25 protein-coding genes and 1 pseudogene are annotated in these 24,278 nt (G+C 61.6%); 15 read left to right on the top strand and 11 right to left on the bottom strand.

All coding sequences use genetic code 11. The features are described 5' to 3' along the window. Positions 1 to 18 precede the first annotated feature (18 nt). Positions 19 to 294, bottom strand: a complete 276-nt coding sequence (locus tag N3C12_11850) for a hypothetical protein (protein MCX8073128.1) — start codon at positions 292 to 294, stop codon at positions 19 to 21. Here N3C12_11850 and N3C12_11845 point away from each other — a divergent pair. After that, positions 293 to 451: a hypothetical protein gene (locus tag N3C12_11845; GenBank protein ID MCX8073127.1), complete on the top strand. Its 159-nt coding sequence runs from the start codon at positions 293 to 295 to the stop codon at positions 449 to 451. The genes N3C12_11850 and N3C12_11845 overlap by 2 nt on opposite strands. A 240-nt stretch (positions 452 to 691) precedes the next feature. On the opposite strand, the gene N3C12_11840 is transcribed toward N3C12_11845, so the two are convergent. From N3C12_11840 to N3C12_11830, 3 genes are all read right to left on the bottom strand, one after another. Next, positions 692 to 1,669 (bottom strand): helix-turn-helix domain-containing protein, encoded by a 978-nt coding sequence (locus N3C12_11840; protein ID MCX8073126.1) that lies wholly within the window; start codon positions 1,667 to 1,669, stop codon positions 692 to 694. A 73-nt stretch (positions 1,670 to 1,742) separates the two neighbouring features. Further along, a complete protein-coding gene (locus tag N3C12_11835; protein ID MCX8073125.1) occupies positions 1,743 to 1,901 on the bottom strand; it encodes a hypothetical protein in 159 nt (52 codons plus the stop codon). Between the two features lie 152 nt (positions 1,902 to 2,053). Beyond that, entirely contained in the window at positions 2,054 to 2,704 is a 651-nt protein-coding gene (locus tag N3C12_11830) for a hypothetical protein (protein MCX8073124.1), read from the bottom strand. Between the two features lie 179 nt (positions 2,705 to 2,883). Here N3C12_11830 and N3C12_11825 point away from each other — a divergent pair, with 179 nt between their 5' ends. Both N3C12_11825 and N3C12_11820 read left to right on the top strand, forming a co-directional pair. Continuing rightward, positions 2,884 to 3,912, top strand: coding sequence for a creatininase family protein (locus tag N3C12_11825; protein ID MCX8073123.1), 1,029 nt, complete (start codon positions 2,884 to 2,886; stop codon positions 3,910 to 3,912). Positions 3,913 to 3,931: 19 nt separating this feature from the next. Continuing rightward, positions 3,932 to 4,870, top strand: a complete 939-nt coding sequence (locus N3C12_11820; protein ID MCX8073122.1) for a TIGR03560 family F420-dependent LLM class oxidoreductase — start codon at positions 3,932 to 3,934, stop codon at positions 4,868 to 4,870. 23 nt (positions 4,871 to 4,893) lie between these two features. Here the strand turns inward: N3C12_11820 and N3C12_11815 are convergent, their stop codons facing one another. Both N3C12_11815 and N3C12_11810 read right to left on the bottom strand, forming a co-directional pair. Next, entirely contained in the window at positions 4,894 to 5,850 is a 957-nt protein-coding gene (locus N3C12_11815; GenBank protein MCX8073121.1) for a cyclase family protein, read from the bottom strand. 11 nt (positions 5,851 to 5,861) lie between these two features. After that, a complete protein-coding gene (locus tag N3C12_11810) occupies positions 5,862 to 6,701 on the bottom strand; it encodes a universal stress protein (GenBank protein MCX8073120.1) in 840 nt (279 codons plus the stop codon). A gap of 180 nt (positions 6,702 to 6,881) precedes the next feature. Between N3C12_11810 and N3C12_11805 the strand changes: the two genes are divergently transcribed. From N3C12_11805 to N3C12_11770, 8 genes and pseudogenes are all read left to right on the top strand, one after another. Next, positions 6,882 to 7,346 (top strand): hypothetical protein, encoded by a 465-nt coding sequence (locus N3C12_11805; protein MCX8073119.1) that lies wholly within the window; start codon positions 6,882 to 6,884, stop codon positions 7,344 to 7,346. A gap of 103 nt (positions 7,347 to 7,449) precedes the next feature. Continuing rightward, positions 7,450 to 9,870, top strand: coding sequence for a TonB-dependent receptor (locus N3C12_11800; GenBank protein ID MCX8073118.1), 2,421 nt, complete (start codon positions 7,450 to 7,452; stop codon positions 9,868 to 9,870). 234 nt (positions 9,871 to 10,104) lie between these two features. Next, positions 10,105 to 11,574, top strand: a complete 1,470-nt coding sequence (gene tldD / locus N3C12_11795) for a metalloprotease TldD (protein MCX8073117.1) — start codon at positions 10,105 to 10,107, stop codon at positions 11,572 to 11,574. A gap of 3 nt (positions 11,575 to 11,577) precedes the next feature. Beyond that, positions 11,578 to 12,933 (top strand): metallopeptidase TldD-related protein, encoded by a 1,356-nt coding sequence (locus N3C12_11790; GenBank protein ID MCX8073116.1) that lies wholly within the window; start codon positions 11,578 to 11,580, stop codon positions 12,931 to 12,933. A gap of 129 nt (positions 12,934 to 13,062) precedes the next feature. Continuing rightward, a pseudogene (locus N3C12_11785) lies at positions 13,063 to 13,602 on the top strand (septal ring lytic transglycosylase RlpA family protein). Then, positions 13,599 to 14,228, top strand: coding sequence for a CPBP family intramembrane metalloprotease (locus tag N3C12_11780; GenBank protein ID MCX8073115.1), 630 nt, complete (start codon positions 13,599 to 13,601; stop codon positions 14,226 to 14,228). Before N3C12_11785 ends, N3C12_11780 begins: the two are co-directional and overlap by 4 nt. 234 nt (positions 14,229 to 14,462) lie before the next feature. Continuing rightward, positions 14,463 to 15,575 carry a type IV pilus twitching motility protein PilT gene (locus N3C12_11775; GenBank protein MCX8073114.1) on the top strand — a complete coding sequence of 371 codons (1,113 nt, stop codon included), beginning with the start codon at positions 14,463 to 14,465 and terminating at the stop codon, positions 15,573 to 15,575. Between the two features lie 18 nt (positions 15,576 to 15,593). Continuing rightward, positions 15,594 to 16,760 carry a PilT/PilU family type 4a pilus ATPase gene (locus tag N3C12_11770; protein ID MCX8073113.1) on the top strand — a complete coding sequence of 389 codons (1,167 nt, stop codon included), beginning with the start codon at positions 15,594 to 15,596 and terminating at the stop codon, positions 16,758 to 16,760. Between the two features lie 110 nt (positions 16,761 to 16,870). On the opposite strand, the gene N3C12_11765 is transcribed toward N3C12_11770, so the two are convergent. Genes N3C12_11765 through plsX form a run of 3 tightly spaced genes read right to left on the bottom strand, consistent with a single transcriptional unit; the run spans position 16,871 to position 19,310 of the window. Further along, on the bottom strand, positions 16,871 to 17,209 hold the full coding sequence (locus N3C12_11765) for a divalent-cation tolerance protein CutA (protein MCX8073112.1): 339 nt from the start codon (positions 17,207 to 17,209) through the stop codon (positions 16,871 to 16,873). Between the two features lie 17 nt (positions 17,210 to 17,226). Further along, positions 17,227 to 18,285 (bottom strand): hypothetical protein, encoded by a 1,059-nt coding sequence (locus N3C12_11760; GenBank protein MCX8073111.1) that lies wholly within the window; start codon positions 18,283 to 18,285, stop codon positions 17,227 to 17,229. Between the two features lie 11 nt (positions 18,286 to 18,296). Continuing rightward, positions 18,297 to 19,310 carry a phosphate acyltransferase PlsX gene (plsX, locus tag N3C12_11755; GenBank protein MCX8073110.1) on the bottom strand — a complete coding sequence of 338 codons (1,014 nt, stop codon included), beginning with the start codon at positions 19,308 to 19,310 and terminating at the stop codon, positions 18,297 to 18,299. A 343-nt stretch (positions 19,311 to 19,653) separates the two neighbouring features. Between plsX and rplU the strand changes: the two genes are divergently transcribed. From rplU to proB, 4 genes are all read left to right on the top strand, one after another. Further along, positions 19,654 to 19,974: a 50S ribosomal protein L21 gene (rplU, locus tag N3C12_11750; protein ID MCX8073109.1), complete on the top strand. Its 321-nt coding sequence runs from the start codon at positions 19,654 to 19,656 to the stop codon at positions 19,972 to 19,974. 4 nt (positions 19,975 to 19,978) lie between these two features. Beyond that, on the top strand, positions 19,979 to 20,233 hold the full coding sequence (gene rpmA, locus N3C12_11745; protein ID MCX8073108.1) for a 50S ribosomal protein L27: 255 nt from the start codon (positions 19,979 to 19,981) through the stop codon (positions 20,231 to 20,233). An 84-nt stretch (positions 20,234 to 20,317) separates the two neighbouring features. Next, positions 20,318 to 21,379 (top strand): GTPase ObgE, encoded by a 1,062-nt coding sequence (gene obgE, locus N3C12_11740; protein ID MCX8073107.1) that lies wholly within the window; start codon positions 20,318 to 20,320, stop codon positions 21,377 to 21,379. Beyond that, positions 21,376 to 22,551, top strand: a complete 1,176-nt coding sequence (gene proB, locus N3C12_11735) for a glutamate 5-kinase (GenBank protein MCX8073106.1) — start codon at positions 21,376 to 21,378, stop codon at positions 22,549 to 22,551. The genes obgE and proB overlap by 4 nt, the downstream gene beginning before the upstream one ends. On the opposite strand, the gene N3C12_11730 is transcribed toward proB, so the two are convergent. Further along, positions 22,508 to 23,059: a GTP pyrophosphokinase gene (locus N3C12_11730; GenBank protein MCX8073105.1), complete on the bottom strand. Its 552-nt coding sequence runs from the start codon at positions 23,057 to 23,059 to the stop codon at positions 22,508 to 22,510. The two genes, proB and N3C12_11730, sit on opposite strands and share 44 nt — an antisense overlap. A 143-nt stretch (positions 23,060 to 23,202) precedes the next feature. Beyond that, positions 23,203 to 23,994: a 1,4-dihydroxy-2-naphthoyl-CoA synthase gene (gene menB / locus N3C12_11725; protein ID MCX8073104.1), complete on the bottom strand. Its 792-nt coding sequence runs from the start codon at positions 23,992 to 23,994 to the stop codon at positions 23,203 to 23,205. Between the last annotated feature and the right edge of the window lie 284 nt (positions 23,995 to 24,278).

Genomic DNA, 24,278 nt, shown 5'->3' with positions numbered 1-24,278 from the left:
GGCCAGCCCGACGGCGACTCACACGTCATCGGCATCGCCTGGCGTTACCGTGACGCCCGAGGTCACAGCAACGCCGTCGCCCACGACCGGGGCAGAACCTCCGACGGCCTCGCCGAGTGCTTCGCCATCCGGAACACCGACCGATACCCCAACGGCAACCCCTACGGAAACCGTTAGCCCGAGCCCTAGCCCAGCGGAAGCGAGCCCATCCCCGACACCGACAGTGGTGCTCACCTTGTGCCCGGGTGATTGCGATGTTGACGGGCAGGTGCAGGTGTACGAGATCGTCCGCATGGTCAACATCCTCCTGGGCTCCTTCCCGTTGAGCGCTTGCCCGAACGGCGACTTGTGTGGAGATGGGGCCATTACCGTTGACGAGGTGGTGCTCGCAGTCCGAGCATTGCTGGAGGGTTGCCCATTTCCGGTACTGCCGACGCGCTGTCAGCTTTGACCTGCTGCTTCAGCGCCACCGCGTGCGATGCGAAGGTTTATCTGGCGTTGCCTGCGTGTGGGGCAACCGCCTTTAGGGACTGGCGCCGCTCAACGGTTGTCGTGCGTTCCGGATTGTGCCGCGAGAACCCCCGGGCGTTTGGCGTTCGGGAGGTGGAGGCAAGCCCTTAGCTGGTGCCCGGCAATGCCTGAGTTGGCTTAGACAAGTAGAACGCCTTTGCCGAACACAGATGCGGGAACGTTAAGGGGTAACGGTTGCGGGCAAGGAGCCCTGGTCTGGAGCGTGGCTTTGTGGGAACTGGATTCCCGCTTCGAACAAAATCCGCCGCAAATGCTGAACACTGATGCTTTTCACAACGCCGCGCTGCAGCAGCACGAGGCGTAGGCTTCGTAAAGACCATTGCGGGCGGGAAACGCCAAATTCCCCAGGGCTCCGCGTCGTCACAGCGAGGATGCTGCGGCGGATCTCAGGCGTGAAGGTGGCCGGACGCATGGGCCGCCTCGGGGCCTGGACGCCGAGCACACCGTGAACACGAAACCGCCGGAGCCAATACCGGACCGAAGAAGGAGCTATGCCCACCGCCGACGCAATCTCCAACTCGCTCAAGCCATTCGCGCGGCCCAGCACCAGCCGTGCGCGCCGCGCCACTTCCGGCTTCGCACTCGTAAGCAACTGCTCGAGAGCGGCACGTTGCTCTGCGGATAACCGCAAGGGCGCGCTCCGATTGCGCTGCCAAAAGTCCGCCGGAAGTGGAATGCCCCGCAGGAGTTGGCGCAGACCCTCGACGCTGAGTTGCTTAACCAGCCCGCGCCGGAGAATGTGCTGCTGGAGTTTGCGCAGCGACCAAAGATCGAAGGGCTCTCCAACCACCCGCGGGTGATTCATGGCGATGCGCACGATGGCATCACGAACGTTGCTCCCCACCTTGGGCTGCCTGCGCTTCCCGAGAGCGCTATGGGCAAGCCCGGCGAGGCCCAAGTGCACAAAGCGGCGCACCCAGCGGCGGGCCGTTGATCGATCAATCTGGAACTGCTGCGCAAGCGCATTGAGCGACCAGCCCTTGGCCCACAGCAAAACCACCTGGGCACGCCGTGCGACGGGTGCCGGTGACTCTTGAGCAAGCCACAAGAGATTCCCGAGCTCTTCGGCACTGAGTTCTGGCCGACCGATCCGCTCGGATGGTTGTAACCGCCGCCTTGCCGCTTTCCGCTGAACCATCTCGACGCGCCTTCAGCGCTGTCAGCAATACTAATCCGCTGCCAGGCACAGAACAAGCAGAACTTTGTTCTGCTTACACTTCGTCCCAGTACTCCAGGGCCCATTCAATGGAGGTCTGCGGCGCTCGTGGCACGGCAACCGGCGGTTGGGAAACCACCGTCTGCTGGCGCTCGCGAGTCCAATTCCGTTTGTCCACCCCCCACTTGGACCTTACCGCCTCGAGATCTGTCATAATTGCCTCCGTTGGCGGAGGGACACGCAAGCGACGTACCAATCGCACAGGCGAGCGGTTTTTGCCCGAAGTGCCGTCGTCGGTCGCAGAAACGAGTCAATCGAGTGTGCAAAAATTGAGACAGCGATGTACTGCTCGTGCGACGTCGCTTCCTATCGGGACCCTTGCTGCTGCATTTCCAGGAGTTGATCGACAATCTCGACTGTGCGGTTGGCTGCGCGTTCGGCTGCCTCGCTTTGCCGCACTGCATCTTCAGCGGCGGCTGCTGCACGGTCTGCCGCTGCTTCCACCCGGGCGACCAAGTCCTCCAACGAAGGCTTTTGCGGTTGCGCCGCAAGCGGAGCCTCTGGTTGGCGAGTGACTTCTGGTGCTGCAGGGCTTTCCGGTGGATTCAGTGCCAGTTCGATTTGCAATCGTTTGCTTGCCGGGATGCCGCCGGAAAATTTGAGCAAGCCAAGGTTCGGATAGGCCTCGGGCAGCGTGAGTGCTCTGCCGAAGTCGACTTCCACATTGCGCCGCAGGTAATAGAGGCGCACCTCGTACGAATCCCACGGCCATTCTGGGCGGATTTCTTGCACCTCGGCGTAGTCTGGGTATCCGTAATTGTCGAGGTACTGGCGCAATTCCTCCATGCGGGCCGCCTCGCGGTCAAGGGCGGCACGGGAAATGGCGTAGGGCTCACCGATTTCCGTGATATAGGGCCGACGCGCAGGAATTTCGCGACGCACGTCCGCCGTGGCCGTCAACGAACTCGCGACGACAGCAGTGCACAACAGAGAAATCAGCCAGCGATAAAATGTCATGGAATCAGACCTCCTATACGCGCGAGGCTACGGGAGGCCACCCTGGCGGTCAAGCGGAAATTACGGGTCGATGTGCGGACGAACTCGTCGGCCTGCCTTGCTCGTTTCGTAGCGGACGGGCTAGGTATCCTGCCATTCGTAGGTGACCCCGAAGCGAGGGAACCAGACTGGAGAAGCCCATGGCAGTGATCCGCGGCGAGGAACTCACGTACACGAAATTGCAGGCGTTGGACTTTGGTCGAACAATCTGTTTCCAATCGGTAAGCGCGCTCGAGGTGCATGGCCCCCATTTGCCTGTGGGCATGGATTTGTTCATGGCGCGGTGGATGGCGGAGGAAACTGCCCGCCGCTTTTCCGAAACGCATCCGGATTGGACGGTGGTTCTCCTCCCGCACTTGCCCGTCGGTACCGACGAGTTGCCGTTGCCGGGATCGGTGAACGTGAAACCGCACACGTTTTACCGCTTGCTTTGGGATCAGGTGCGCTCCCTCGTGGAGGCGGGTTACCGATACATTGTCCTCACGAATGGTCATGGAGGGCCGCGCCATGCAGCGGCCATTGAGAACGTGTGCCGCCGGATGAGCCGGCGCTACGGCGTGAGTGTGTTTTCGCCTTCGATTCTCGCCTTGCATCGGATTATTTCCGGGCAGCGCTTCGCCGAAGTGGAGGCCGTGTTAGGCCGTGCCCTTTCGGCCGAAGAGCGCGAGGGGCTGCTGGCAGGGGAACATGCAGGCGGTTGGGAAACCGCTTTTCAATTGGCTGCGGACGTTAAGACTGTTGAACCGACGTGGCAGAGTTTGCAGCGTGACGAACCGCCGAAGTGGGGCCCACTGGTGCGGTTCGGCGAGTGGTGGATTGCGCGCCGCGAGTGCAAGGGGCTTTCTGGAGAAAAGCTCCGCGAAATGATTGGCGGCTTAGCAGGCAGCATCGGTTGGCTCCTGAACGCACGGTACGGCTATGCAGGCCCGGCGGTCACTTATAAAGGAACGCCCGCGGTGGCTTCGGCCGAGCTCGGCCGGGCGTTTCGTGAAGTGATGGTGCGAGATTGCTTGGAGATCGTGGAGCAAGTCACCGGCGGCAGCTTGCCGGCTGAGTCTGTGCGCAGCATTGCCTCGGATCACACTGTGATTCAGCCGCTGTTCTTTCGGCGGGTCGGTTTGGCCGCCTTGGCCGTGCTGCTCGGGTTACTGCTCTTGGTGAAAGCCTAGTCTTCGAAGGAGGGGAACTATGCGGTTCGGGTTGCACACGGGTCCGCAAAACTGCAGCTATGCCGAGCTCGTCGACTTGTGGCGTTACGCGGACACGGCGGGATTTCACTGGATTTCCATCTGGGATCACTTTTACCCCGCGATGATCACGCCGCAGGACGCTGAGGGGAGCTGCTTCGAAGCCGTGTCCATCATGACCGCGCTGGCGTGCGAGACGCGGCGTGTGCGGGTGGGCTGTCTCGTCTTCTGTATGGCGTATCGTCACCCAGCCGTCTTGGCCAATGCCCTGGCCACGCTGGATCACGTTAGCGGAGGGCGCGTGGAAGCGGGTTTGGGAGCCGGTTGGAGTCAAATTGAGTTCGACGCTTACGGCATTCCCTTCCTCCCCATTCGCGATCGTCTCGACCAACTCGAAGAGGGCATTCAAGTGATTCGTGCCCTGCTGACGCAGCCAGTGTCGAACTTCGAGGGCCGGCACTATCGGCTTCGAGAGGCGCGCTGTGAGCCGAAGCCACTGCAGCACCGTTTGCGCTTGTGGGTCGGCGGCATGGGCGAGCGGCGTTTGTTGCGAATCGTCGCACAATACGCCGATGGGTGGAACGTGCCGTTTATCGCCCCGGAGGTGTTCGCGCAAAAGAACGCGGTGCTGACGCAGTGGTGCGAAAAGCTGCAGCGCGACCCGACCGAGATCACCCGCACGGTGAATGTCGGTCTCGCGATCGCTCGGAACGAAACCGAGCTCGCCAGGAAGCGCGACGGCTTACGCCAACAATTCGGCGCGATCCTCGAGTTTATGGAACCTGGGATGCTGGTGGGAACCGTCCCTCAGGTGATCGATCGCGTTGGGGAGTACCAGAAGGCGGGTGCCGACTGGGTCATTGTCGCCCTCCGGGCACCGTTCGACCGAGAAGGCTTGCAGCTCTTTGTCGAAGAAGTTCTGCCTGCGTTTGCGGGCTGAGGGAGACCGCCGCCAGCAGCACCTTACTTGATGGCCTGCGGGTTCACGGGCGAGCCGACGGCCCCGGTGATGGGAAGCGGCGGTGCTACGAACAGGAACTCGTAAACGCCATCCTCCGCGCAGTCCTTGGCAAGCTCCTCGAGATCGAAAATTTCCCCGACGAGCATGCCCATGTGCACGATGGCCACACAGTGCAGCGGCTGGAAGCAATCGGGGGTTTCGTTGGGAATCACCTCGGTGCCCCAGGTGTCGGTGGCGTAGCCCGCGATCTCGTGCGTCGCAAACCACTCCGCACAACGCAAGCTGAGGCCCGGCGCGGGGCCGCCAGCATACTGACCCCAACTGCCTTGCGCGCGTACCTGTGCCAGTTGGCCCGTGCGAACGAGTATGATGTCCCCACGCTCGATCGCCACACCTTGGCGCTCCGCAGCAGCATCGAGTTGTTCCGGGTAAATGGCTTCGCCGGCTTCGAGCCAAGGCTTGCCGAGCAGACGTGGAACATCGAGAAGGACGCCACGGGAGACGATGCTTTGCTTGAGCTTATCGATGGAATTCGCGCGGGCTCCGCTACTCGTTACCCATTCGGGGCCGCGGTTGTTGTACATCTTGCCGTCGAAAAAGATGTGCGAAAGGGCGTCCCACTGCGTGGCGCACTGCAGGGGCATGGTGATCGCGTCATCGCAGTAGCGCAGGCCCGGGATGAAGTCTTGTGCTCCCGAGGCAATGTCGCCGCCGTCTTGTAGCATGTAGTGCAGTGGATTCACGCGCCCGGCGAAGCCGGTTTGCGGGCCCTGCGCGTCGAACGGGATGGCGAGCGAAAACACCCGCCCGCGGCGCACCAGGCTGGCGGCTCGCACGATTTTCTCCGGCGTAATGAAGTTGAGGGTGCCGAGTTCGTCGCCTTCGCCCCAGCGGCCCCAGTTCGAGAGGCGTTTGGCCAAAGCGCGGACATCCTCGATCGTAAACTGCTGGCGTTCCATAACCCCTCCTCTTATCGGTGCAGGAACACGGGACAACTGGCGTTGCGCAGCACGTACTCCGTGGTGCTCCCGAGCACGAGTTCGATGATGCGGCTGTGACCGTAAGCGCCGATGAACAGCAAGTCGTGCCGGTGTTCGCGCAAGTAATTGGCGATCCGTTCGGGAGCGTTCCCCGTTTGTTGGAGCTCGAGTTTGACTTCGATGGAGTACGCTTTCAGATAAGTGCTCGCCTCCTGGAGAATTTTCCGCCCGGTGGCCTCGTCGCGGTGCACGGTCAGCACCGTTAGGGGCAGCCGGAGCACGGTGCAAAATTCCGCGGCAGAGTGCATGGCTGCCGCTGCCCGTTGGCTGCCATCGTACGCGAGCAGCGGGTTGCCGATTTCGTTGAATTGTAACGGGCAAACGAGGACCGGCTTCGGCGACCGCCGCGTGACGTTTTCCGCGGTGCTGCCTAGCAATCCGGTCACAAACTTCTCGTTCACGCCGCGGTGGCCAATGGCCACAAGGTCTGCCGTTTTTGCCGCGTCGGCAAGTTCGTTGGGTACGATGCCCATAGTGAGGATGGTGTCGTGCCGCACCCCAGCGTCCACCGCTCGCGCGCGGAACTCCTCTAAAATCGCCTTGCCACGTTCGTGCAAAACCTCCCGCATTTTCGAGGAAAAGTCCAAATACGGCTCGAACCCGAGCGAACCCGAAATGTCGTGGAAGAAGGATCCTTCGATGGAAACGATGTCCACGACGTGTAGGCCAATAACGGTGGCCTCGAGCTTTTGCCCGAGCCAGAGCGCGTAACGCGAGGCCGTACGCGCATGCTCGGAGCCGTCGAGCCCGACGAGGATGGTTTTAATCATGCTCCAGCGTGTACCACCGCTGGCAAACCTTCGACAAGCGGACTCGAGGGTTCGTCGGCAGTGTTTCGAGGGCACCAGGTTGTCTACACGTGCAGGCTGGTGTAGGCGTGGAGCCGGGTCACGGGAGTCCCAAGGTTGTCGCCCAATGGAGGAGCCGTGCAGGCCAGGAGGTCGGTGTCGATGAGGCGCCGGTGCAGCGAGCGCACGGCAGGGTCGTTCCTCGTCTTCTTGTTCGCGCTCTCCTCCTTGGGGCCACCCGTTGGAATGGTGGCCCATAGCCACCGCGGCGAAGATCGTCCCCATGTCCATCTCTCGCTGTTGAGTTGGAGCTGGAGGTTCTCCGCCGGCGAGCGGCAGGAAGCGGAGTTGCCGTTTGCTGGCGACGACACGCCCGTCGACTGGTGGGCCCACGGCCGCGAGCGGCAGGGGGCCGCGGAACCTGCGTGGCGCCAGGGGCCTCGAGCCGTGGGGCCACACATTCACGTATTCTCGCCAGTCCAGCCGAGTTTGCCAGCGCTTCCCCTGGCAACACTCGCGCTGGACCTGTGTGCCCATCCAGTTGTTTCCCCGCCGCCTTTGCGGCTTCCGGGCGCTCGGGTTTCGCTTCGTTCGCGCAGTCCGCCGTTCGCCGCACTCACAGCGTAAGGCAAAGGGTAGGGAGTGGTTGCTGCTTGGGCAGCGGCCCTCCTTTGGCCGACCGCACCATCCGTCCGGTTGGTGCAGGGTGAGTGTGAAGGCGGAGGATCGAATGCTGTTCGTTCGGTTGTGGTGTGTCCTAGGCGGAGTGTGGTTTGTCCTCGGTATCGGCAATGGCTGGGCGCAAGCGACTGCCTTAGCCGAGAGCGAGGGCGAGAACCGACAACAAGAGGAGAGGCAAACGGAACCCCGTGGCGAAGGGAAACGGAGAGAGTCGAAAAGCGGTCGCGGAACGATGGATCTCGGCTCGGTGATCGTGCAAGCGCGGAAGCCGCTGAGTTCTGCATCGTCGGAAGAAATTCGCGCGCGCGATTTTGCTTTGCGGCCGCACGGGACGTTGCAGGAGATTTTGAACAATGTGCCAGGGTTGGTTGTGGCCCAACATCAGGGGGGCGGCAAAGCCCCGCAGTGGCTGGTGCGTGGCTTCGATGGAGACCATGGGACCGACTTTGCCGTGTTCGTCGACGACATGCCGGTCAACCTCGTCTCCCACGGGCACGGGCAGGGGTACGCGGACGTGAACTTCGTCATCCCCGAAACCATCCAGCGCTTGCAGCTTTACAAAGGACCGTACTTCCCCGAGTTCGGCGATTTTGCCAACGCCGGGGCCTTGCAAATCGTCACGCGCGACGAGTTTCCGCAGCCATTCGCCTACGCAGAGGGGGGATCCTTTAATACCCATCGCTACGTGGCGGGTGCGTCCCCGAAGCTGGGCGACTGGAAAAGCCTGCTGGCGGCGCAGGCCTATTTCACTGATGGGCCCTTTGACAACCCGCAAAACTACTCGCGCTATAACTTGTTTGCCAAACTTGGCCGCGAGTGGGCCCCGGGGCAGGAGATCGCAGTCACGGGTGGAGTGTACGCCGGTGATTGGGATGCATCGGGGCAAATCCCGCTGCGTGCGGTGCGAGCTGGGCGCTTGCTGCTTGCACCCTTGGACCTCGACTCGCAAGCTTCGGCGCGCCCCTTCAATCGCTTCGATGCCATCGACCCTAGCGAGGGGGGGAAAACGGATCGCGAGTTTTTGAATCTGCTGTGGCGTTATGCGCCGCAGGGGGATCGAGAGTGGAGCGCGAGAATCTGGGGCCAGCGCTACAAGCTCGCGCTGTTTTCGAACTTTACCTTCTACAAGGATACCGGATTGCGCTTTGTGGAGCGGAACGGGCAAGTTGTGGACGTTGCCGCCGAACCCCCGGATCCCCGCCAATTTTACCTGCCGGGCGACGGCATAGAGCAAAACGACAGCCGTGTGCTTTACGGCGGTCGGTTGCAGTTCGTTCGCTACTGGTTCGCACCGCTCTGGGACGATGTTCCGTTACGCACCCGGGTTGCGGTGGAAACCAGGCACGACCACGTTCACCTGCATCTCCACCGGCAGGTACGGAGGCAGAGGTTTTTTACCGTGAATGCTGTCGCTGTGGAGGAGCGGTCGGTCAGTGGCTTTCTGGACCAGCAGGTTTTCTTCACCGATTGGGTGCGCTTGGAGGCAGGGCTTCGCGGCGATGTGTTTTTCTTCGATGGTCGAGATCGATTGCCAGCAGGAATCGGCTTGTTGAATCCATTGACCGAGGAGTGCGTAGGACAGAACGATCCGAACTTTTGCGCGGTGCGGATTCGCGGCAATGTGACCGACTCCATCGTCAGCCCGAAGGCGAATCTAATTATTTCCCCGGTTGCCAACACCGACATCTACTTCAATTTCGGAATGGGGTTTCACTCCAATGATGCACGGAATGCGTTGCTGGCCAAAAATTACCCCATGCTAGCGGGTCCGTTGCAGAGCCCACTGACCCGTTCCCTCGGTTACGAAGTGGGTGCGCGCACGCGCCAATTCGACCGGATCGACTTGGCTGCAGCTCTTTGGTTGTTGGATTTGGATAGCGAGTTGGTGTTTTCGGGTGACGCCGGGAACCAACAAATCGGGGCCGGGGGCACCTTCGAGCCGGCAGGAAAAACGCGGCGCTGGGGTGTCGACTTCGAGACACGCTATCAAGCCATGGACTGGCTTTTTGTCGACTACGACTTGGCCTATGCCGATCCCCGTTTTCGCGACACCGGAGAAGCGGTGCCTCTTGCCCCCACGCTACTGATGAATGGGGGAATCACCCTAAACCCGCTGGCGGGGTTCGAAACTGCATTGCGCGTTCGGTACCTCGGCGATCGCCCCGCAATCGAGGATCGTTCGCTGACTGCCCGTGGCTACACGTTGCTCGACCTTCTCGCCCGCTATCGCTGGAAGAACGTCGAGGCTTCGTTGGCACTGCTCAACTTGCTCGATCGCGACTGGCGCGAGGCGCAGTTTTCCGACACGTCCTGCCTCTTGGGAGAATTGCAAGACCCGGCCCGCCACCCCGGTACGCCTTGCTCCATCCGACCGGGGTTGCAAGGTACGCACGAGGATCCGCCACCCGATATTCACTTCACTCCTGGCAATCCTTTCTGGGCGCGGGGCGGGCTCACGGTTTATTTTTAACTCAGCCTGCCCTCACGCCCGCCGCGCGGTCGACGACCCGAGGGCGGGAGTTGGGCTCGGCTCCCACCCTGGGGGAACCGGTTACCAAACTCGTGCTGCACCGCGAACGGGCCACTGCCTGCCCGCCACCTCGAGCGCAGGGGCCCTGATCCCGTTCGGACCGGACCTGGAGATCTCAACGGTGCGCCATCCCGATTTGCTCGGCATGGTCGGGGCCGGTAAGCTGGAAAATGTATGTCTGGGCGTACGAGTTTGATTTTGAGAGCGCGAGACCCGCAAAAGTTCTTCTTCGAAGAGCTAGGAATCGAGCGCCGCTGGCTCGAGGAAGGGGTCGGCGGCGCGCTGCGTCGCCGTTGTGACGATGCAGATTTGTACTTTGAGTTTCGCTGCCTCGAAGCGGTGAGCCTCGAGGATGGATTGGTCAAGTCGGCCACAAGGTCTGTATCGCAAGGAGTCGGGGCCCGCGTCGTCGTCGGTGACAAGACTGGATACGCGCATACAGACGATGTGACCTTGGAAAGCCTGCGGCTGGCGATACGCACCGCGGAGGCGATTGCTTGGCAGGGGGGAGAAGAGCAGTCGGTGGCGGTGCGGTTCGAGCGACCTCGGCATGATCTCTACCCGTTGCAGCAAGCTCCAATCGAAGTGCCGCCGGATGAGAAGGTGCGTATGCTCGCTCGGGTGGATGAGTATGCCCGGCGCTTCGACCATCGCATCCGTAACGTGCTCGCCAGCATTGTGGTGGAGCACAAGGTGATCCTCATCGCGCGAGCGGATGGCTTGGTTGTTGGCGACGTGCAGCCGCTCGTCCGCATGCAGGTGACGTGCATTGCTGAGGAATCGGGCAATCGCCAACAGGGGAGTTACGGCGGTGGGGGGAGGGTGGAGTTCGAGTACTTGCTGGAGAACGATCGCTATTTGTCGTTCACGCGAAAAGCGGCGGAGCAGGCCATTCGGAATCTCGGTGCGGTCGATGCTCCGGCAGGGGAAATGATCGTCGTGCTGGGGCCAGGCTGGCCGGGGATTTTGTTGCACGAAGCCGTGGGGCATGGTTTGGAGGGCGACTTCAACCGGAAGGGAGTGTCGGCATTTGCCGGACGTCTCGGTCAAGTGGTGGCTTCCCCGCTGTGCACGGTGGTCGACGACGGTACCATCCCCAATCGCCGGGGCTCGCTGAACGTCGACGATGAGGGCACGCCCACCGGCCGCACGGTGCTGATCGAAAAGGGGGTGCTCACGGGGTACTTGCAAGATCGGCTGAATGCTCGGTTGATGGGAATGCGGCCGACGGGGAACGGTCGGCGTGAATCGTTTGCTCACCCGCCGATGCCGCGGATGACGAACACATTCCTTCTTCCCGGGGAGCACGACCCGGAGGAAATTATTCGCTCCGTCGACCGCGGTTTGTACGCCGTCTACTTTGGGGGCGGACAAGTCGACATTACGAACGGCAAGTTCGTGTTCTCTGCCAGCGAGGCGTACCTGATCGAGGGCGGGAAAGTGACTCGCCCGGTAAAGGGTGCCACGTTGATTGGCGACGGCCCTGAGGTACTCAAGCGCATCACGATGGTTGGCCACGACCTCGCTTTGGACGAAGGCATTGGCACCTGTGGGAAGGACGGACAGTCTGTCCCCGTTGGTGTGGGGCTTCCCACGGTACGGATCGACGGGCTTACGGTCGGTGGCACCAAGCCGCAGGGTTGAGCCATGCGTGTATCTCTTGCAGAAGTTGCAGAACTAGCGTTGGAGAGTGCGGCGGCCAGCGGTGCCACCGCCGCGGATGTGGTGGCTGTCCGCGGGCGAGAATTACAAGTGGGTGTGCGCCGCGGAAGTTTGGAGAAGGTAACGCAGGCTGAGGAAAAGCGGCTCGGCCTCCGTGTGTTCATCGGTTGCCGCAGTGCGGTAGCGTCAACCTCGGATCTTACCTCGAGCGGGATCCGGGAGTTTGCTGCCGCCACGTGCGCGTTGGCAAAAGTGGTTGTCGAGGATCGTTACGCGGGCCTTCCCGAGGAGGAAAGCTTGACGCGCACCTACCCCAATCTGGAGTTATTCGACCCGCAAATCGCGGCAGTGACCCCCGAGGAAGCTCGTGCGATCGCAGAGCGAGCGGAAGAGAGCGCTTTGGCCTATGACCCGCGCATCGTGAACTCGGAGGGAGCCGAGTGCTCGGTCGACGCGGTCGAGCTTTATTACGCCTCCACTGCGGGTTTCCGAGGCAGCTACAAACACAGCTTGATGAGCATTTCCGTGGTTCCTGTAGCCAAAGGCACAGATGGAATGCAGCGCGATTACTGGTACTCCGTGGCACGCCGGCGCGATCGGCTGGCAGCCGCAGAGGAGGTAGGGCGGAGGGCTGCGGAGCGAGCGCTTCGCCGCCTCGATGCCCGGCGTGTGGCCACGTGCCAAGTTCCCGTGGTGTTCGATCCGGAAACGGCAGCCTCCCTGCTCGGGCATTTGGCCCAGGCCGTGGTGGGCCAGTCGATCCATCGGGGAACCTCGTTCCTCGCCGGCCGGCTCGGGGAGAGCATTGCCCCTTCATTCGTGAACATCATCGACGATGGCCGCATTCCGCTGGGAATTGGCTCGAAACCCTTCGATGCCGAGGGAGTGGGCACAGGCCGCACGTGTGTTGTGGAGGAAGGTTACCTGCGTTCGTACTTGCTCGATACATACGCGGCGCGGCGGTTGGGATTTGCGAGGAGCACGGGCAACGCCAGTCGCGCGGTAAGCTCCGCTCCAGCCGCAGCGCCAACGAACCTTTTCCTCTGTCCAGGCAGTGTAGCCCCGGAGGAGATCATTCGTTCGGTCTCGCGCGGCTTTTACGTGACCAACCTCATTGGCTTCGGCGTAAACTTAACGACTGGTGACTACTCGCGGGGAGCCAGTGGAATTTGGATCGAGAATGGAGAACTCACCTTTCCTGTCGAAGGGGTGACGATCGCCGGCAACTTGCGCGACATGTTGGCGCAGATCGAGGCGGTGGGCAGCGATCTCGAATTGCGGCGCAGCGTGGCTGCCCCCACGCTCTTGATTGGCAGGCTGACCGTTGCGGGAAGTGGTTGATCCTCGCTCGTGGCAATGCGGAAAGCGCTGCACGGTGCGTTGGTGGTTGGGTTGGTGGTGCTGGTTGGCGGGTGCGGCTGGTTCCGCCCACGGCCGCCCATCGAGCCGCGTGTCGGCGCGAGGCAAGAAGGAATAGCCTCATGGTATGGCCCGGGGTTCCATGGCAACCAGACCGCAAGTGGGGAAGTGTTCGACCAATACGACCTCACAGCCGCACACCCCAGCCTTCCACTGGGGACACGCGTTTTGGTGACTAACTTGGATAACGGACGGCAGGTCGAAGTGCGGGTCAATGACCGCGGCCCCTTCGTTCGCGGGCGTATCATCGATCTTTCGTATGCGGCCGCCCGTGTGCTCGGAATTATCGGTCCGGGCACGGCACGCGTGCGGTTGGAAGTCCTTGGGTTCGAGGAGCCAGTGATCCGACAAGCGGTGTACAGCATACAGCTCGGCGCCTTTGCCAGGCGGAGTGACGCCGAACGGTTTCGCCGTACTCTGCAGCCCATATTTTCTACGGTCCGGGTACAAGCGTGGCGTTTGAACGGACAAACGTACTACCGTGTTCGGCTAGGGCGCTTCCGCCGCCACGAGGAGGCCCGCGCCCACGCGCGGAGGGTGGAACGCCTCGGGGTCATTCCAGTGATCGTTCGAGTCGAGGACAGCCGGTGAGTTCCGTACCCACTCGCTTTCGCCCTGCGCTCGCCGCGCTTCTCCTGCTCGCGATCGCCTTACCCCTGGCGTTGTGGTCGCACATTTCAGCCGTGTGGATTTTCGTTCCGCTCCTGTACCTGCTTTGGAACAAGCGCGACTTGGACGCCTTCGGCCTTACGCTCGAGGGAATCCCCGGACTGCGCTTTCACGCGGCAGTGCTCATGCTGGTGTTCGTTCCTTACCTGGTGGGGCACTACGGCTTCGGAGTTTGGTACCAAGGGCAGCAATTTTCCTTCCGCCTGCCGGACAATTTTGCTCGGCTTGCAGCGGATCACTTGCTCGGAGTCGGCCTTTCCGAGGAGTTCTTCTTTCGAGCGTACATGCAAACGGAGTTCGACCGAGTGTGGCCACGACGCTGGCAGTGGTTCGGTGCCCGGTGCGGGCCCGGCCTTTTGTACGCCAACGCCCTGTTCGCGCTGTGCCACGTGTTTAACGGTGGCCCCGGAAGACTGATTGTGTTCTTCCCCGGCCTGCTCTACGGATGGCTTTGGGCCCGCACAACGAATCTGCTCGTGCCTGCCTTCTATCACGGGTTCAGCAATATTCTCATGAGCGTCATGCTGGCATCGCTGCAGCCAGCGTGAATCCTCCGTCGGGTGGTGTCAAAAGCTGGCACTTTGCCGTTCGGCGGCAGTGCGCGGACAAACTCTGGCAGGACGACGTTACTGAGTTGACAGTTTGGCGGGTTTCCCATGCTGCGCAGATAACAAAGACTGTCCCTTGCCATGAGATAGCGGAAGGTGATGGTGGGGCGGTGCATTTGGCGCAGTGCTTGCAGGCCAGCAGGCGGCGTTGGTTGTGAGGTAGCCCGTATGGCGATGGACATTACGCAGCTCTTAACCTTTGCCCACCGCGAAGGCGCGTCGGATGTGCATTTGTCCTCCGGCGAACCACCGATGGTCCGCATCCATGGCGACATGAAGCGGATCGAGCATCCGCCGCTGACGCCCGACGAGGTGCACCGCATGGTGTTCGACATCATGACCGATGCGGTGCGCAAACAATTTCAGGAAACCAACGATGTGGATTTCTCCTTTGAGTTGGGGGAAGTGGCGCGGTTTCGTGTCAACGTATTCCGCACCCGCAAGGGCGAGGCGGCTGTCTTCCGCACCATCCCAACGAAGGTGATGACGATCGACGAGTTGGGGTTGCCGCCCGTGATCAAAGAGATCTGCAAGAAAGAAAAGGGCCTCGTGTTGGTGACCGGCCCGACCGGGTCAGGAAAATCCACCACACTGGCGGCAATGATCGACTTCATCAACGAGACCTACGAGGGCCATATTCTCACGATTGAGGACCCGATTGAGTTCGTGCACCGCTCGAAGAAGTGTCTCGTAAACCAGCGTGAAGTGGGTCCGCACACGATGTCCTTTAACGCTGCGTTGCGCGGGGCCTTGCGTGAGGACCCCGACGTGATTCTCGTTGGCGAAATGCGCGATTTGGAAACGATTTCTCTGGCCCTCACGGCTGCCGAGACCGGGCACTTGGTCTTCGCCACCGTGCACACTTCGAGTGCGCCAAAAACGGTGGACCGAATTATCGACGTGTTCCCGGCAGCCCAGCAGGGGCAGATTCGTGCCATGTTTGCCGAATCCATTCAGGCGATCATCACGCAAACGTTGGTGAAGAAAAAAACCGGTGGCCGGATTGCGGCGCTGGAAATTCTCATTGGCACGCCGGCGGTGCGCAATCTAATCCGGGAAAACAAGATTCATCAGCTCCCGTCGGCTTTGCAGACAGGCCAGGCCTGGGGCATGCAAACGCTCGACATGGCGTTGCTCGATCTCGTGGCGCGCGGACTCGTTACGAAGGAAGAGGCACAGTCGCGCACGTTGACGCCGAATCTCTTCGGACCGGAGACGACGGGCGCGCGCCCGGAAGCGCGCGCGAGCTCGCCGCTCAAGGCCTCGCGGCCCTTCCTCGGCCGCTAGTCACGGAGGTCGGTAGCGATGCCAGATATCCGCGAGCTGCTTGCCGAGATGGTGGCGCGGAATGCCTCGGATCTCTACCTCACGGCCGACAGCCCACCGATGTTCCGTGTGGAGGGGTTCAACCAGCCGTACGGCACCACACCGCTAACCTCCCGGGAGGTGGAGCTCCTTGCGCACTCGCTGATGAGCGAACGGCAGCGGGCGCAGTTCGACGAAAAATTGGAGATGAACTTAGCGATTGCCTCGGACCGGCTCGGACGTTTCCGCATCAATGTGTACCGCCAGAGAGGCGTCGTTGGGGTGGTGATCCGGCAAATCAAAACCCGGATCCCCACGTTAGATGAGCTTGGGTTACCACCCGTTCTCAAAGACATCGCCATGAGCCGCCGTGGGCTCGTGCTCGTGACCGGAGCGACCGGCTCGGGCAAGTCGACCACGCTTGCGGCCATGATCGACTACCGCAACGAAAACTCCACTGGGCACATCCTCACCATCGAGGATCCCATCGAGTTCATTCACCCGCACAAAAAGTGCATCGTGAGCCAACGAGAAGTGGGCTTCGATACGGTCTCGTTCAACGAAGCACTGCGGAATACCTTGCGACAGGCTCCGGACGTGATCTTGATTGGCGAAGTGCGTGACGTGGAAACAATGGAAGCGGCCATCACCTTTTCGGAAACGGGTCATCTGTGCCTGGCCACGCTGCACTCCAACAATGCGAACCAAGCAATCGAGCGGGTCATGAATTTCTTCCCCGCTTCGCGCCACCCGGAGATTTACCTGCAGCTTTCGCTCAACTTGCGCGGCATCATTTCGCAAAGGCTGGTTCCCGGAGTTGACGGCAAGCGTGTGGCGGCGTTGGAGATCCTCGTCGATACTCCGTACGTGAAAGAACTCATTAAGCGCGGCGAAATCGATAAGCTGAAGGAGGCGATGGAGAATAGCACGCAGGAAGGCGGGCAGACGTTCGATCAAGCACTGTACGACCTCTACGCACAAGGCCGAATTTCTGAAGAGCAAGCCCTGGCGAATGCGGATAGTGCCAATAACCTCCGAATTCGCATCAAGCAGCTCGAAATTGCCCGCAAGCATCCCGTGCAGCGAAAGATTGCCGCTCTTGCCGATACCGGTGGCTTGCGCATCGAGGGGAGGGAACCAACAGCGAGTAGTTTGCGCAAGCTCTGACGGCCTGGGGGCTGAAGGGGGGCCACCACTCGCCCGCCGGGTGGTGGTGGGACCGGGTGCGGAATCCCGGCTCGGGGAACGGGATTCCGGCCCGGCCCAAACTGCAGGCTTTACGCGTTTGGCGATTTGGGCCGCGCGGAGAGGGCCCATTGGAGGTAAGCCGGTGAGCACCCGGCAACTTCAAGCGCGAGGATTTCCGGCACCTGGTAGGAATGCCGCTCGCGCACTGCCTGTTCGAGCGCGGCGTAATTTTCTGCGCCCGCTTTGATGATCAGCAAATACTCGCTGTCGTTGTTGAGCTTGTCGTCCCACAAGTAAAGTGAGCGAATCGGACCGACGATGTTGACGCATGCGGCAAGCTGCTCGGAGACTAAGTGTTCCCCGATCTTGGTTGCTTCCTCCAGGCTCGCCGTCGTAACCAAAACCACGTAAAGCTTGCTTGCGGTCATTTCCGATTTCCTCTTGCTCAGGACATTGCCTCTCTCTCGATTTGGATGTGCCGTTGCTGCCAGTGCTCGACGAGCGCCAGATAGTCGATGTCTGGCTGGCGCGGCGGTAACGGGCGGGGGAGGGCGCGGGCGCGACCGCTTCGCGCCTGAACCCACGAGCGGAACCGTGTGAGCAGGCTCTGCTGCCGAGGCCGCGGCAAGATCTCTCGCCGCGTGAGTTCCCACTCGAGCACCTCGCGAACCTGCGGATGCAGGTACCCTCGGCGACAAATATCGGCGAGCGAGTTTGCAAGCTGGCGAGGAGTAAGCCCAGCCTCGAGCAGGACAGCATGCGCCACTTCGGCCACGCCCTGAATGTCAAGATGTTGGTCTTGATACAGGCACGCTGCGCTTTGGAAGTAGTCAAAGGTCGGAATCAGCCGAGGGCCAAAAGGCTCGAAGAGTTTCGGGGGCGAGCGACGCTCGAGGTTGATGTAAATCCGCTCGACCACCTCGCCAAGAAGCATAGTGGACGCAAGCTGCCGTGCCTCCGCGATAAGCTCGGGATCGACGCCGATGCGGTTCAGAATCACCGGCAAATCCTCTGCGGAAAGCCGGCCGGCGACAATGTCAGCGTACAGCGAGTAAATGATGGGGTCGGACTCCCAATCGTCCCCGAAGAGTACCTCGCGCGCCTCAGAGGGGAATTCGCTCCGCTGGCGCAACAGGACCGTGAGCTTGTAACCCACTTGCTCCCGCAAGTTGCGAAAGCGCCCGCGCATGATGTGCTGGAGTTGGTTCTTGAACGTGATGCCGTCGTATTCGGTGCCGTCGAGGGCGAGCTTTTCTTTGATGGCTTTGGCAATTTGCGGCGGGCTTGCGGAAATGAAAAACACGCGGACCTCCCGCCGGTGCTGGCGGGCAACGCGGCGGAGGTTGCGGATCAGGGCGACAACGCCGGGTACGGTGACCTTGTCTTCCGGTTTCTCGAACGGAATCTTGACGAGGTCACGCAGGCTGTCGAACTCGTTGCGCAAGTAGGTTTTGTCGAGGTCCCAGCGGAAGACAATCGGAAAGCTTGCGGTCGGGGCTGCCATGACGCCGGTTTTTATAAGCTTTCCAGTGTCGCTTGAATCTCCCGGACAACACCGTCGCGTACAGCCTTGGCCGCGACTTTCACCGCGTTACTCACGGCGCGAGCTTGCGACCGCCCGTGGGCCTTGATCAGCAGGTGCTCGAAACCGAGGATGGGCGCCCCGCCGTAAGCTGTGTAATCCGTGAGGCTCCGCAGTCGCTCGAGCCCACTTTCAAGCACCCGGAGCCCGAGCCGGTAGCGCCAGCTTTCACGGGCTGCCGTGCCCGCGAGGTCGCTGAGGCTATCTGCAATGCCTTCCAGAAGCTTCAACACCACGTTGCCAGTGAAACCTTCGGTGACGATGATGTCTGCCCTGCCTTTAATCAGTTCATGACCCTCGATGTTGCCGACAAAGTTCAGTCCAGCAATCCGACTCAGGCGGCGGTAAGCTTCGACCAAGGTCTCGCCGCCCTTGTTCTCCTCGCTGCCCATGTTGAGGAGACCCACGCGCGGGCTCGGCACTTTGGAGATTCGCCGCGCGTACGCGCTTCCCATGATGGCAAACTGCACGAGTTCCGTCGCCTCGCAGCGAATCGTGGCCCCGACGTCGAGCAGCAAGGCGAGCTGGTCCTGCCCCGGGTACTCCGTTTGCCTTGGGTATACCGAGGCGAGTCCGGCCCGCCGGATGCCTGGAAGTGGGCGGAAATGCCGGGCACAGGCCAGCACAGCAGCGCCGGTGTTTCCAGCAGTCACCGCGGCATCAGCTTCGCCTTCGGCTACCAGCTGAATGGCTTTGAGCAAAGAGGATCGTGGTTTCTTCTTCACCGCCTCGTGCGGCTCTTCTGCCATGCCAATGGTTTGCTCTGTGTGTCGCACCTGCAGGCGTTCGGGACGGTACTGAACCCGGTCGAGCACCGCTTGAATTTGCCGTTCGTCGCCCACGAGGATCACGTCAATTTGCGTTTCCAGGCTCACCGAGGCCGCGCCTTTCACAATTTCATGAGGCGCATGGTCCCCTCCCATGGCGTCGAGAGCGATCGTGGGCATGAACTCCTGTTTAGCAAAGAATCGGGCCGCGTCGCCTGCGCCGACGTGCGACTCTGGCGTTTCCTTGGGGAGCCCACGGCTGAAGGCTCGGGGTAGATGTGCAGGAGCGGCCGAGGGGTTCTCTTGCTTCCGTGGACCGAGCACTCCACCGCAGCAGTCGGTTCGCCGCGTTCATGCCCGGACCGCTCCGGTGGAACCCACTGCGAAACTGGACGTCTGAGGCTGGCTCGCTTAGAACCTCAGCTCCCGCTGTGCGGCGCGCTGCTGATAGGGAAGGCCGCGTTGACAAAGCCTGGCGCCTCGTCTATCAAGAGCGCTTCGCTCGTTTCGGGGAGACCTGCCCATGGAATACGCTGTAATCCGTACCGGAGGGAAGCAGTACCGGGTAACACCGGGTGAAGTCCTGCGCATCGAGAAGGTCGAGGCAGAACCTGGTAGTAGCATCGAATTCTCCGAGGTGCTGGTGGCAAGCGATGCGAGTGGCCTCAAGGTAGGTCAGCCGATGGTGCCCGGAGCAAAAGTGATTGCGCGGGTTGTCCGCCAGGGCAAGGCAAAGAAAATCCTCGTGTTCAAGAAAAAGCGCCGGAAGAACTATCGGCGCCGGTACGGCCATCGGCAGCCATTCACGGAGATCCGGGTCACATCCATCCAAGTGGGAGCGTGAAGCCATGGCGCATAAGAAAGGACAGGGCAGTACACGCAACGGTCGGGATAGCCAGGGGCAACGTCGCGGTGTGAAGATCTTTGCCGGCCAACGGGCTAAGGCAGGGAACATCCTTGTGCGCCAATTGGGCACCAAGATTTACCCCGGGCAAAACGTGGGGATGGGCCGCGACTACACCTTGTTTGCGAAGATCGACGGCATCGTGCACTACGAACGCATGGGCCGGAACCGGCGGCAAGTGCACGTGCTTCCCGCGTAAATCACGCAACTCGGCCTGCGACAAAAGGCTGCTGCCGCACGCTGCGTTTCGGCAAGTCGGTCGGAACGCTAAGATAGCGCGGTCATGAAGTTCGTCGACGAGGTAGAAGTCTACGTGCGCGGCGGCGATGGCGGGCGAGGGTGCGTGAGCTTTTGCCGCGAAAAATATCGCCCTAGGGGCGGGCCAGATGGTGGCGATGGGGGCGACGGGGGGGATGTGGTGCTGGTTGCGGACGAAGGCCTGAGCACCTTGCTGGACTTCCGCTTTCAGCCCGAACTCCGCGCCAAACGGGGGGAGCATGGGCGTGGGAAGCAACAGTACGGCAAGCGTGGAGAGGACGTCGTGGCCCGGGTGCCTTGTGGAACCTTGGTGTACGACGCCGATACGGGTGAGCTTCTTGCCGATCTTCAAAAAGCAGGGGAGCGGGTCGTGGTGGCGCGAGGTGGGCGTGGGGGGAAAGGCAACATGCATTTCGCCACGCCGACCAATCAGGCACCGAGGTATGCCCAGCCCGGCACGCCTGGCGAAGAGCGTCGGCTCCGTTTGGAGCTGCAACTGTTGGCCGACGTGGGTTTGATCGGCTTTCCGAACGTGGGCAAGTCGAGTTTGCTCCGCCGCGTGTCAGCGGCGCGGCCTAGGGTGGCCGATTACCCGTTTACCACCCTCGTTCCTCACCTGGGTGTTGTTCGGGCGGATGAGGACTTGAGTTTTGTGTTGGCTGACCTTCCCGGTCTGATCGAGGGCGCCCATCAGGGGCAGGGCCTAGGCGATCGCTTTCTGCGCCACGTGGCACGGACGAAGCTCTTATTGCACGTTTTGGATGTCGGAGGTCTGAGTGGGCGCGACCCTGTGGAGGATTTCGACAAGATTAACCGCGAACTCGCTGCCTTCGACCCTCGCCTGGCGCGGAAGCCGCAAATGGTGGCGGCGAATAAAATCGACTTGAACGGCGCCCGGCGGTGCTTCGCTGAGGTAGAGCGGCGGCTCGTTGCACGGGGTATCGAGGTACACCCGATCTCGGCTGCCACAGGGGAAGGCGTGCAAGCGCTCATGAAACTTGTCGGGCAGCGCTGGCGCGAGCTCCGCTGTGCGGAGGCACCTCACGACACCGACGCCAACGTTCCGCAGCCCGAGTTGCCGGCATGACGGACCAACTAGCTGCCAAACAACAGTGGCTCCGGCAGGTGCGCCGTGCTGTCGTGAAGATTGGCAGCAGCATTCTCTCTGGCGCCGACGGCATTGACGAGGCACGGCTCGCTTCGCTGGTAAGCGACATCTGCGCGCTCCACCAGCGTGGGATCGCTGTGGTCGTGGTGACCTCAGGCGCTGTGGCTGCGGGAATGGCGCGTATGGGCAAGCGTCATCGGCCACGTTCGATTCCAGAGCGGCAAGCGGCGGCGGCCGTGGGACAGATCGACTTGATGGCGCTTTACAAGCGCTACGCGGCCGAGCGCGGAGTGCAAGTAGCGCAAATTCTTCTGACGCACGATGATCTCGCTTCGCGCCGCCGATACCTCAACGCACGCCACACTTTGCAGGAACTGCTGCAGGCGCGCATTCTTCCGGTTGCCAACGAAAACGATACGGTGGTCACGGAAGAGTTACGGAACTTTGGCGATAACGACAACTTGTCCGCATTGGTTGCCGGCTTGGTCGAAGCCGATCTCCTGGTGTTGTTGAGTGACGTCGAGGGGGTATTCACCAACAACCCACAGCGCGACCCGTCGGCAAAGTTGGTGGAGCTGATTGCACACCCGCGGCGCACCGCCTCCATTGTGGTGGACGGCCAAGGCCCCTTAGGCACAGGTGGCATGGCGTCCAAGCTGGCGGCGGCGCGCAAGGCGGCTCACGCCGGCATTCCTACTGTGATTGCGAGCGGCTTGCAGCCGGGCACGCTACTCCGCGTGTTCGATCCGGGCGTGCGGGTGGGAACGCTGATCTTGCCGCGGGCGGATCGGTTGCAACGGAGAAAACACTGGATCGCCTACACGCTCCGTCCGGCAGGCACAATCACGGTCGACCGCGGGGCGTTCGAAGCGGTCGTGTTCAAGGGGCGCAGTTTGCTCCCTTCGGGAATTCGTGCGGTCGAAGGCAAATTCGATGCTGGGGACTGCGTGCGTTGCGTAACCGAATCGGGCGAGGAGTTTGCTCGCGGACTCGTGAACTACGCCGCTAGCGAGCTCGAACGCATTCGCGGCTTGCACACGAGCCAAATCGAGATGGTGTTGGGATACAAGGGCACCGACGAGGCCATTCACCGCAACGACTTGGTCCTTACTGGCGAATTCGCTTCCCCCGCTGGCGTGGCGGAGAGCTGAGGGAAGCGGGCGCCGGAGAAGAGTGGTCGGCGGGCTTGGCACTGGCGAGGATCTCCCATGCGGCTCGGTAGCGTGCGAGCCGCTCGAGGTCAGCCTCGCGCAGGTGCGGTAAGCGGCGGATATCCATGTTGTCCTCCAAGTCGGCGAGCTTGATCTGACGAGCAATCGGGTGGGCAGCCGCACGCCGTACGAAATCTTCGTAAAGTTCGCCTGGGCGGCGGGTGAGCGCGTCCACCGCGTCGACGACTTCGACCGGGAACCCGAGCCTGCGCAAGTCGTCGGGCGTGTAGCTCGTGTCCTCGACCACGTCGTGCAACGCAGCCGCCATGCGCGCAACATCTCCTTCTACCGCCAGCATCACCCGCAAGACATGCAGAATGTATGGAGCGCCCGCCTTGTCCGTGGCACCGCGGTGCGCACGAACAGCCAGCTCAATGGCATCCTCGAGGGTGGCGTGGCGCCGCGACCGGCGGGCGGCTGCTGCCCCTGCACTTTCCCTGTTGTTCATTGGTGACCGTCGTTGCCGTTTTGCGTGCGATTTCCTCATGCGAACTTTCGTGGGTGCCTCCTTCTTGCAGGCTGGTGAACCGTTAGGAGAGTGCCACGAGTGTACTTCGCAAACACGCTCTCTTTGCGAGGCGCTCCCATTACTTACGTGCGCTTTCGGGCAGCGCGAAAATTTGGCCTGCGCTTTTCCAGAAAGGCCTTGAGGCCCTCCTGCGATTCGGGGGTTTGATAGTAGAGCTCCAATGCCGCAAACCCAAGCTCGGTAATGCCATTGATGTGTTCCGTGTCGGCATTGAAGGACTGCTTGGCGAGCTTCAGTGCGGTCGGACTCATGCTCAAGATTTCCTGGCACCAGCGCTCCACCTCGGCACGCAACTCGCTCGCCGGAACCACTTTGTTGACCAGCCCCATGGCCAGCGCTTCTTGTGCACTATACTGTCGGCACAAAAACCAAATCTCCCGTGCCTTCTTTTCCCCCACGATGCGCGCCAAATAGGCTGTGCCGAAGCCGGGATCGACGCTGCCGACGCGCGGTCCGACCTGTCCGAAAATGGCGGTGTCCGCAGCGATCGTGAGGTCGCAGACCACGTGCAACACGTGACCCCCGCCGATGGCGTAGCCATTGACCATGGCGATCACCGGCTTGGGGATGTTGCGAATGACGCTGTGTAGCTCGGCCACATTGAGCCCAATTCCTGTGCGTCCGGCGTAGCCGGAGGGGCCGCGTTCCTTCTGGTCGCCACCCGAGCAGAAGGCTTTGTCGCCAGCGCCAGTGAGCACGACAACGCCGATGCCCTCGTCGGCCCAGGCATCGCGAAATGCATGGATCATTTCATCCACAGTTTGCGCTCGGAACGCGTTGCGGCGCTCCGGCCGGTTGATGGTGATCCACGCAACCCCATCGCATTTTTCGTAAAGAATGTCCTGGTAAGTCATACCGTCTGCGTGCCGTTTCTCTCGGCGAGACGCAAGTCAGCCTGCGGCGAAAAAAAGGGGTGCGGGAGCCTTGGGCTCCCGCACCCCTTTGCACACTGCGGGATGCCGTTGCAGGTTACGGGTAACAGGTAAGGCGCAGCATACTGGATTTTTTCTTCGGTCGTGGCAGGGTGCCGTCGAAGGCCGTGGTGCGGATCACCACCCGCCGCTTGGCACGGTCCTTGGCCGTCTGGACCACCAGCGCCTTCATCGCCAGCGGCTGGCTGCACCAGTCGGTCTGCGCC

The organism is Candidatus Binatia bacterium, from assembly GCA_026415395.1.
Lineage (GTDB): Bacteria > Desulfobacterota > Binatia > HRBIN30 > HRBIN30 > HRBIN30.
The sequence above is the reverse complement of the archived record's forward strand: the minus strand, read 5'-3'. Positions and strand labels throughout refer to the sequence as shown.

Bases quoted from the DNA above. Each gene is read 5' to 3' on its own strand.
- N3C12_11845 (MCX8073127.1), top strand. From the start codon at position 293: ATGGTCAACATCCTCCTGGGCTCCTTCCCGTTGAGCGCTTGCCCGAAC.
- N3C12_11850 (MCX8073128.1), bottom strand. From the start codon at position 294: ATGCGGACGATCTCGTACACCTGCACCTGCCCGTCAACATCGCAATCA.
- N3C12_11840 (MCX8073126.1), bottom strand. From the start codon at position 1,669: ATGGTTCAGCGGAAAGCGGCAAGGCGGCGGTTACAACCATCCGAGCGG.
- N3C12_11835 (MCX8073125.1), bottom strand. From the start codon at position 1,901: ATGACAGATCTCGAGGCGGTAAGGTCCAAGTGGGGGGTGGACAAACGG.
- N3C12_11830 (MCX8073124.1), bottom strand. From the start codon at position 2,704: ATGACATTTTATCGCTGGCTGATTTCTCTGTTGTGCACTGCTGTCGTC.
- N3C12_11825 (MCX8073123.1), top strand. From the start codon at position 2,884: ATGGCAGTGATCCGCGGCGAGGAACTCACGTACACGAAATTGCAGGCG.
- N3C12_11820 (MCX8073122.1), top strand. From the start codon at position 3,932: ATGCGGTTCGGGTTGCACACGGGTCCGCAAAACTGCAGCTATGCCGAG.
- N3C12_11815 (MCX8073121.1), bottom strand. From the start codon at position 5,850: ATGGAACGCCAGCAGTTTACGATCGAGGATGTCCGCGCTTTGGCCAAA.
- N3C12_11810 (MCX8073120.1), bottom strand. From the start codon at position 6,701: ATGATTAAAACCATCCTCGTCGGGCTCGACGGCTCCGAGCATGCGCGT.
- N3C12_11805 (MCX8073119.1), top strand. From the start codon at position 6,882: ATGAGGCGCCGGTGCAGCGAGCGCACGGCAGGGTCGTTCCTCGTCTTC.
- N3C12_11800 (MCX8073118.1), top strand. From the start codon at position 7,450: ATGCTGTTCGTTCGGTTGTGGTGTGTCCTAGGCGGAGTGTGGTTTGTC.
- tldD (MCX8073117.1), top strand. From the start codon at position 10,105: ATGTCTGGGCGTACGAGTTTGATTTTGAGAGCGCGAGACCCGCAAAAG.
- N3C12_11790 (MCX8073116.1), top strand. From the start codon at position 11,578: ATGCGTGTATCTCTTGCAGAAGTTGCAGAACTAGCGTTGGAGAGTGCG.
- N3C12_11775 (MCX8073114.1), top strand. From the start codon at position 14,463: ATGGACATTACGCAGCTCTTAACCTTTGCCCACCGCGAAGGCGCGTCG.
- N3C12_11770 (MCX8073113.1), top strand. From the start codon at position 15,594: ATGCCAGATATCCGCGAGCTGCTTGCCGAGATGGTGGCGCGGAATGCC.
- N3C12_11765 (MCX8073112.1), bottom strand. From the start codon at position 17,209: ATGACCGCAAGCAAGCTTTACGTGGTTTTGGTTACGACGGCGAGCCTG.
- N3C12_11760 (MCX8073111.1), bottom strand. From the start codon at position 18,285: ATGGCAGCCCCGACCGCAAGCTTTCCGATTGTCTTCCGCTGGGACCTC.
- plsX (MCX8073110.1), bottom strand. From the start codon at position 19,310: ATGCCCACGATCGCTCTCGACGCCATGGGAGGGGACCATGCGCCTCAT.
- rplU (MCX8073109.1), top strand. From the start codon at position 19,654: ATGGAATACGCTGTAATCCGTACCGGAGGGAAGCAGTACCGGGTAACA.
- rpmA (MCX8073108.1), top strand. From the start codon at position 19,979: ATGGCGCATAAGAAAGGACAGGGCAGTACACGCAACGGTCGGGATAGC.
- obgE (MCX8073107.1), top strand. From the start codon at position 20,318: ATGAAGTTCGTCGACGAGGTAGAAGTCTACGTGCGCGGCGGCGATGGC.
- proB (MCX8073106.1), top strand. From the start codon at position 21,376: ATGACGGACCAACTAGCTGCCAAACAACAGTGGCTCCGGCAGGTGCGC.
- N3C12_11730 (MCX8073105.1), bottom strand. From the start codon at position 23,059: ATGAACAACAGGGAAAGTGCAGGGGCAGCAGCCGCCCGCCGGTCGCGG.
- menB (MCX8073104.1), bottom strand. From the start codon at position 23,994: ATGACTTACCAGGACATTCTTTACGAAAAATGCGATGGGGTTGCGTGG.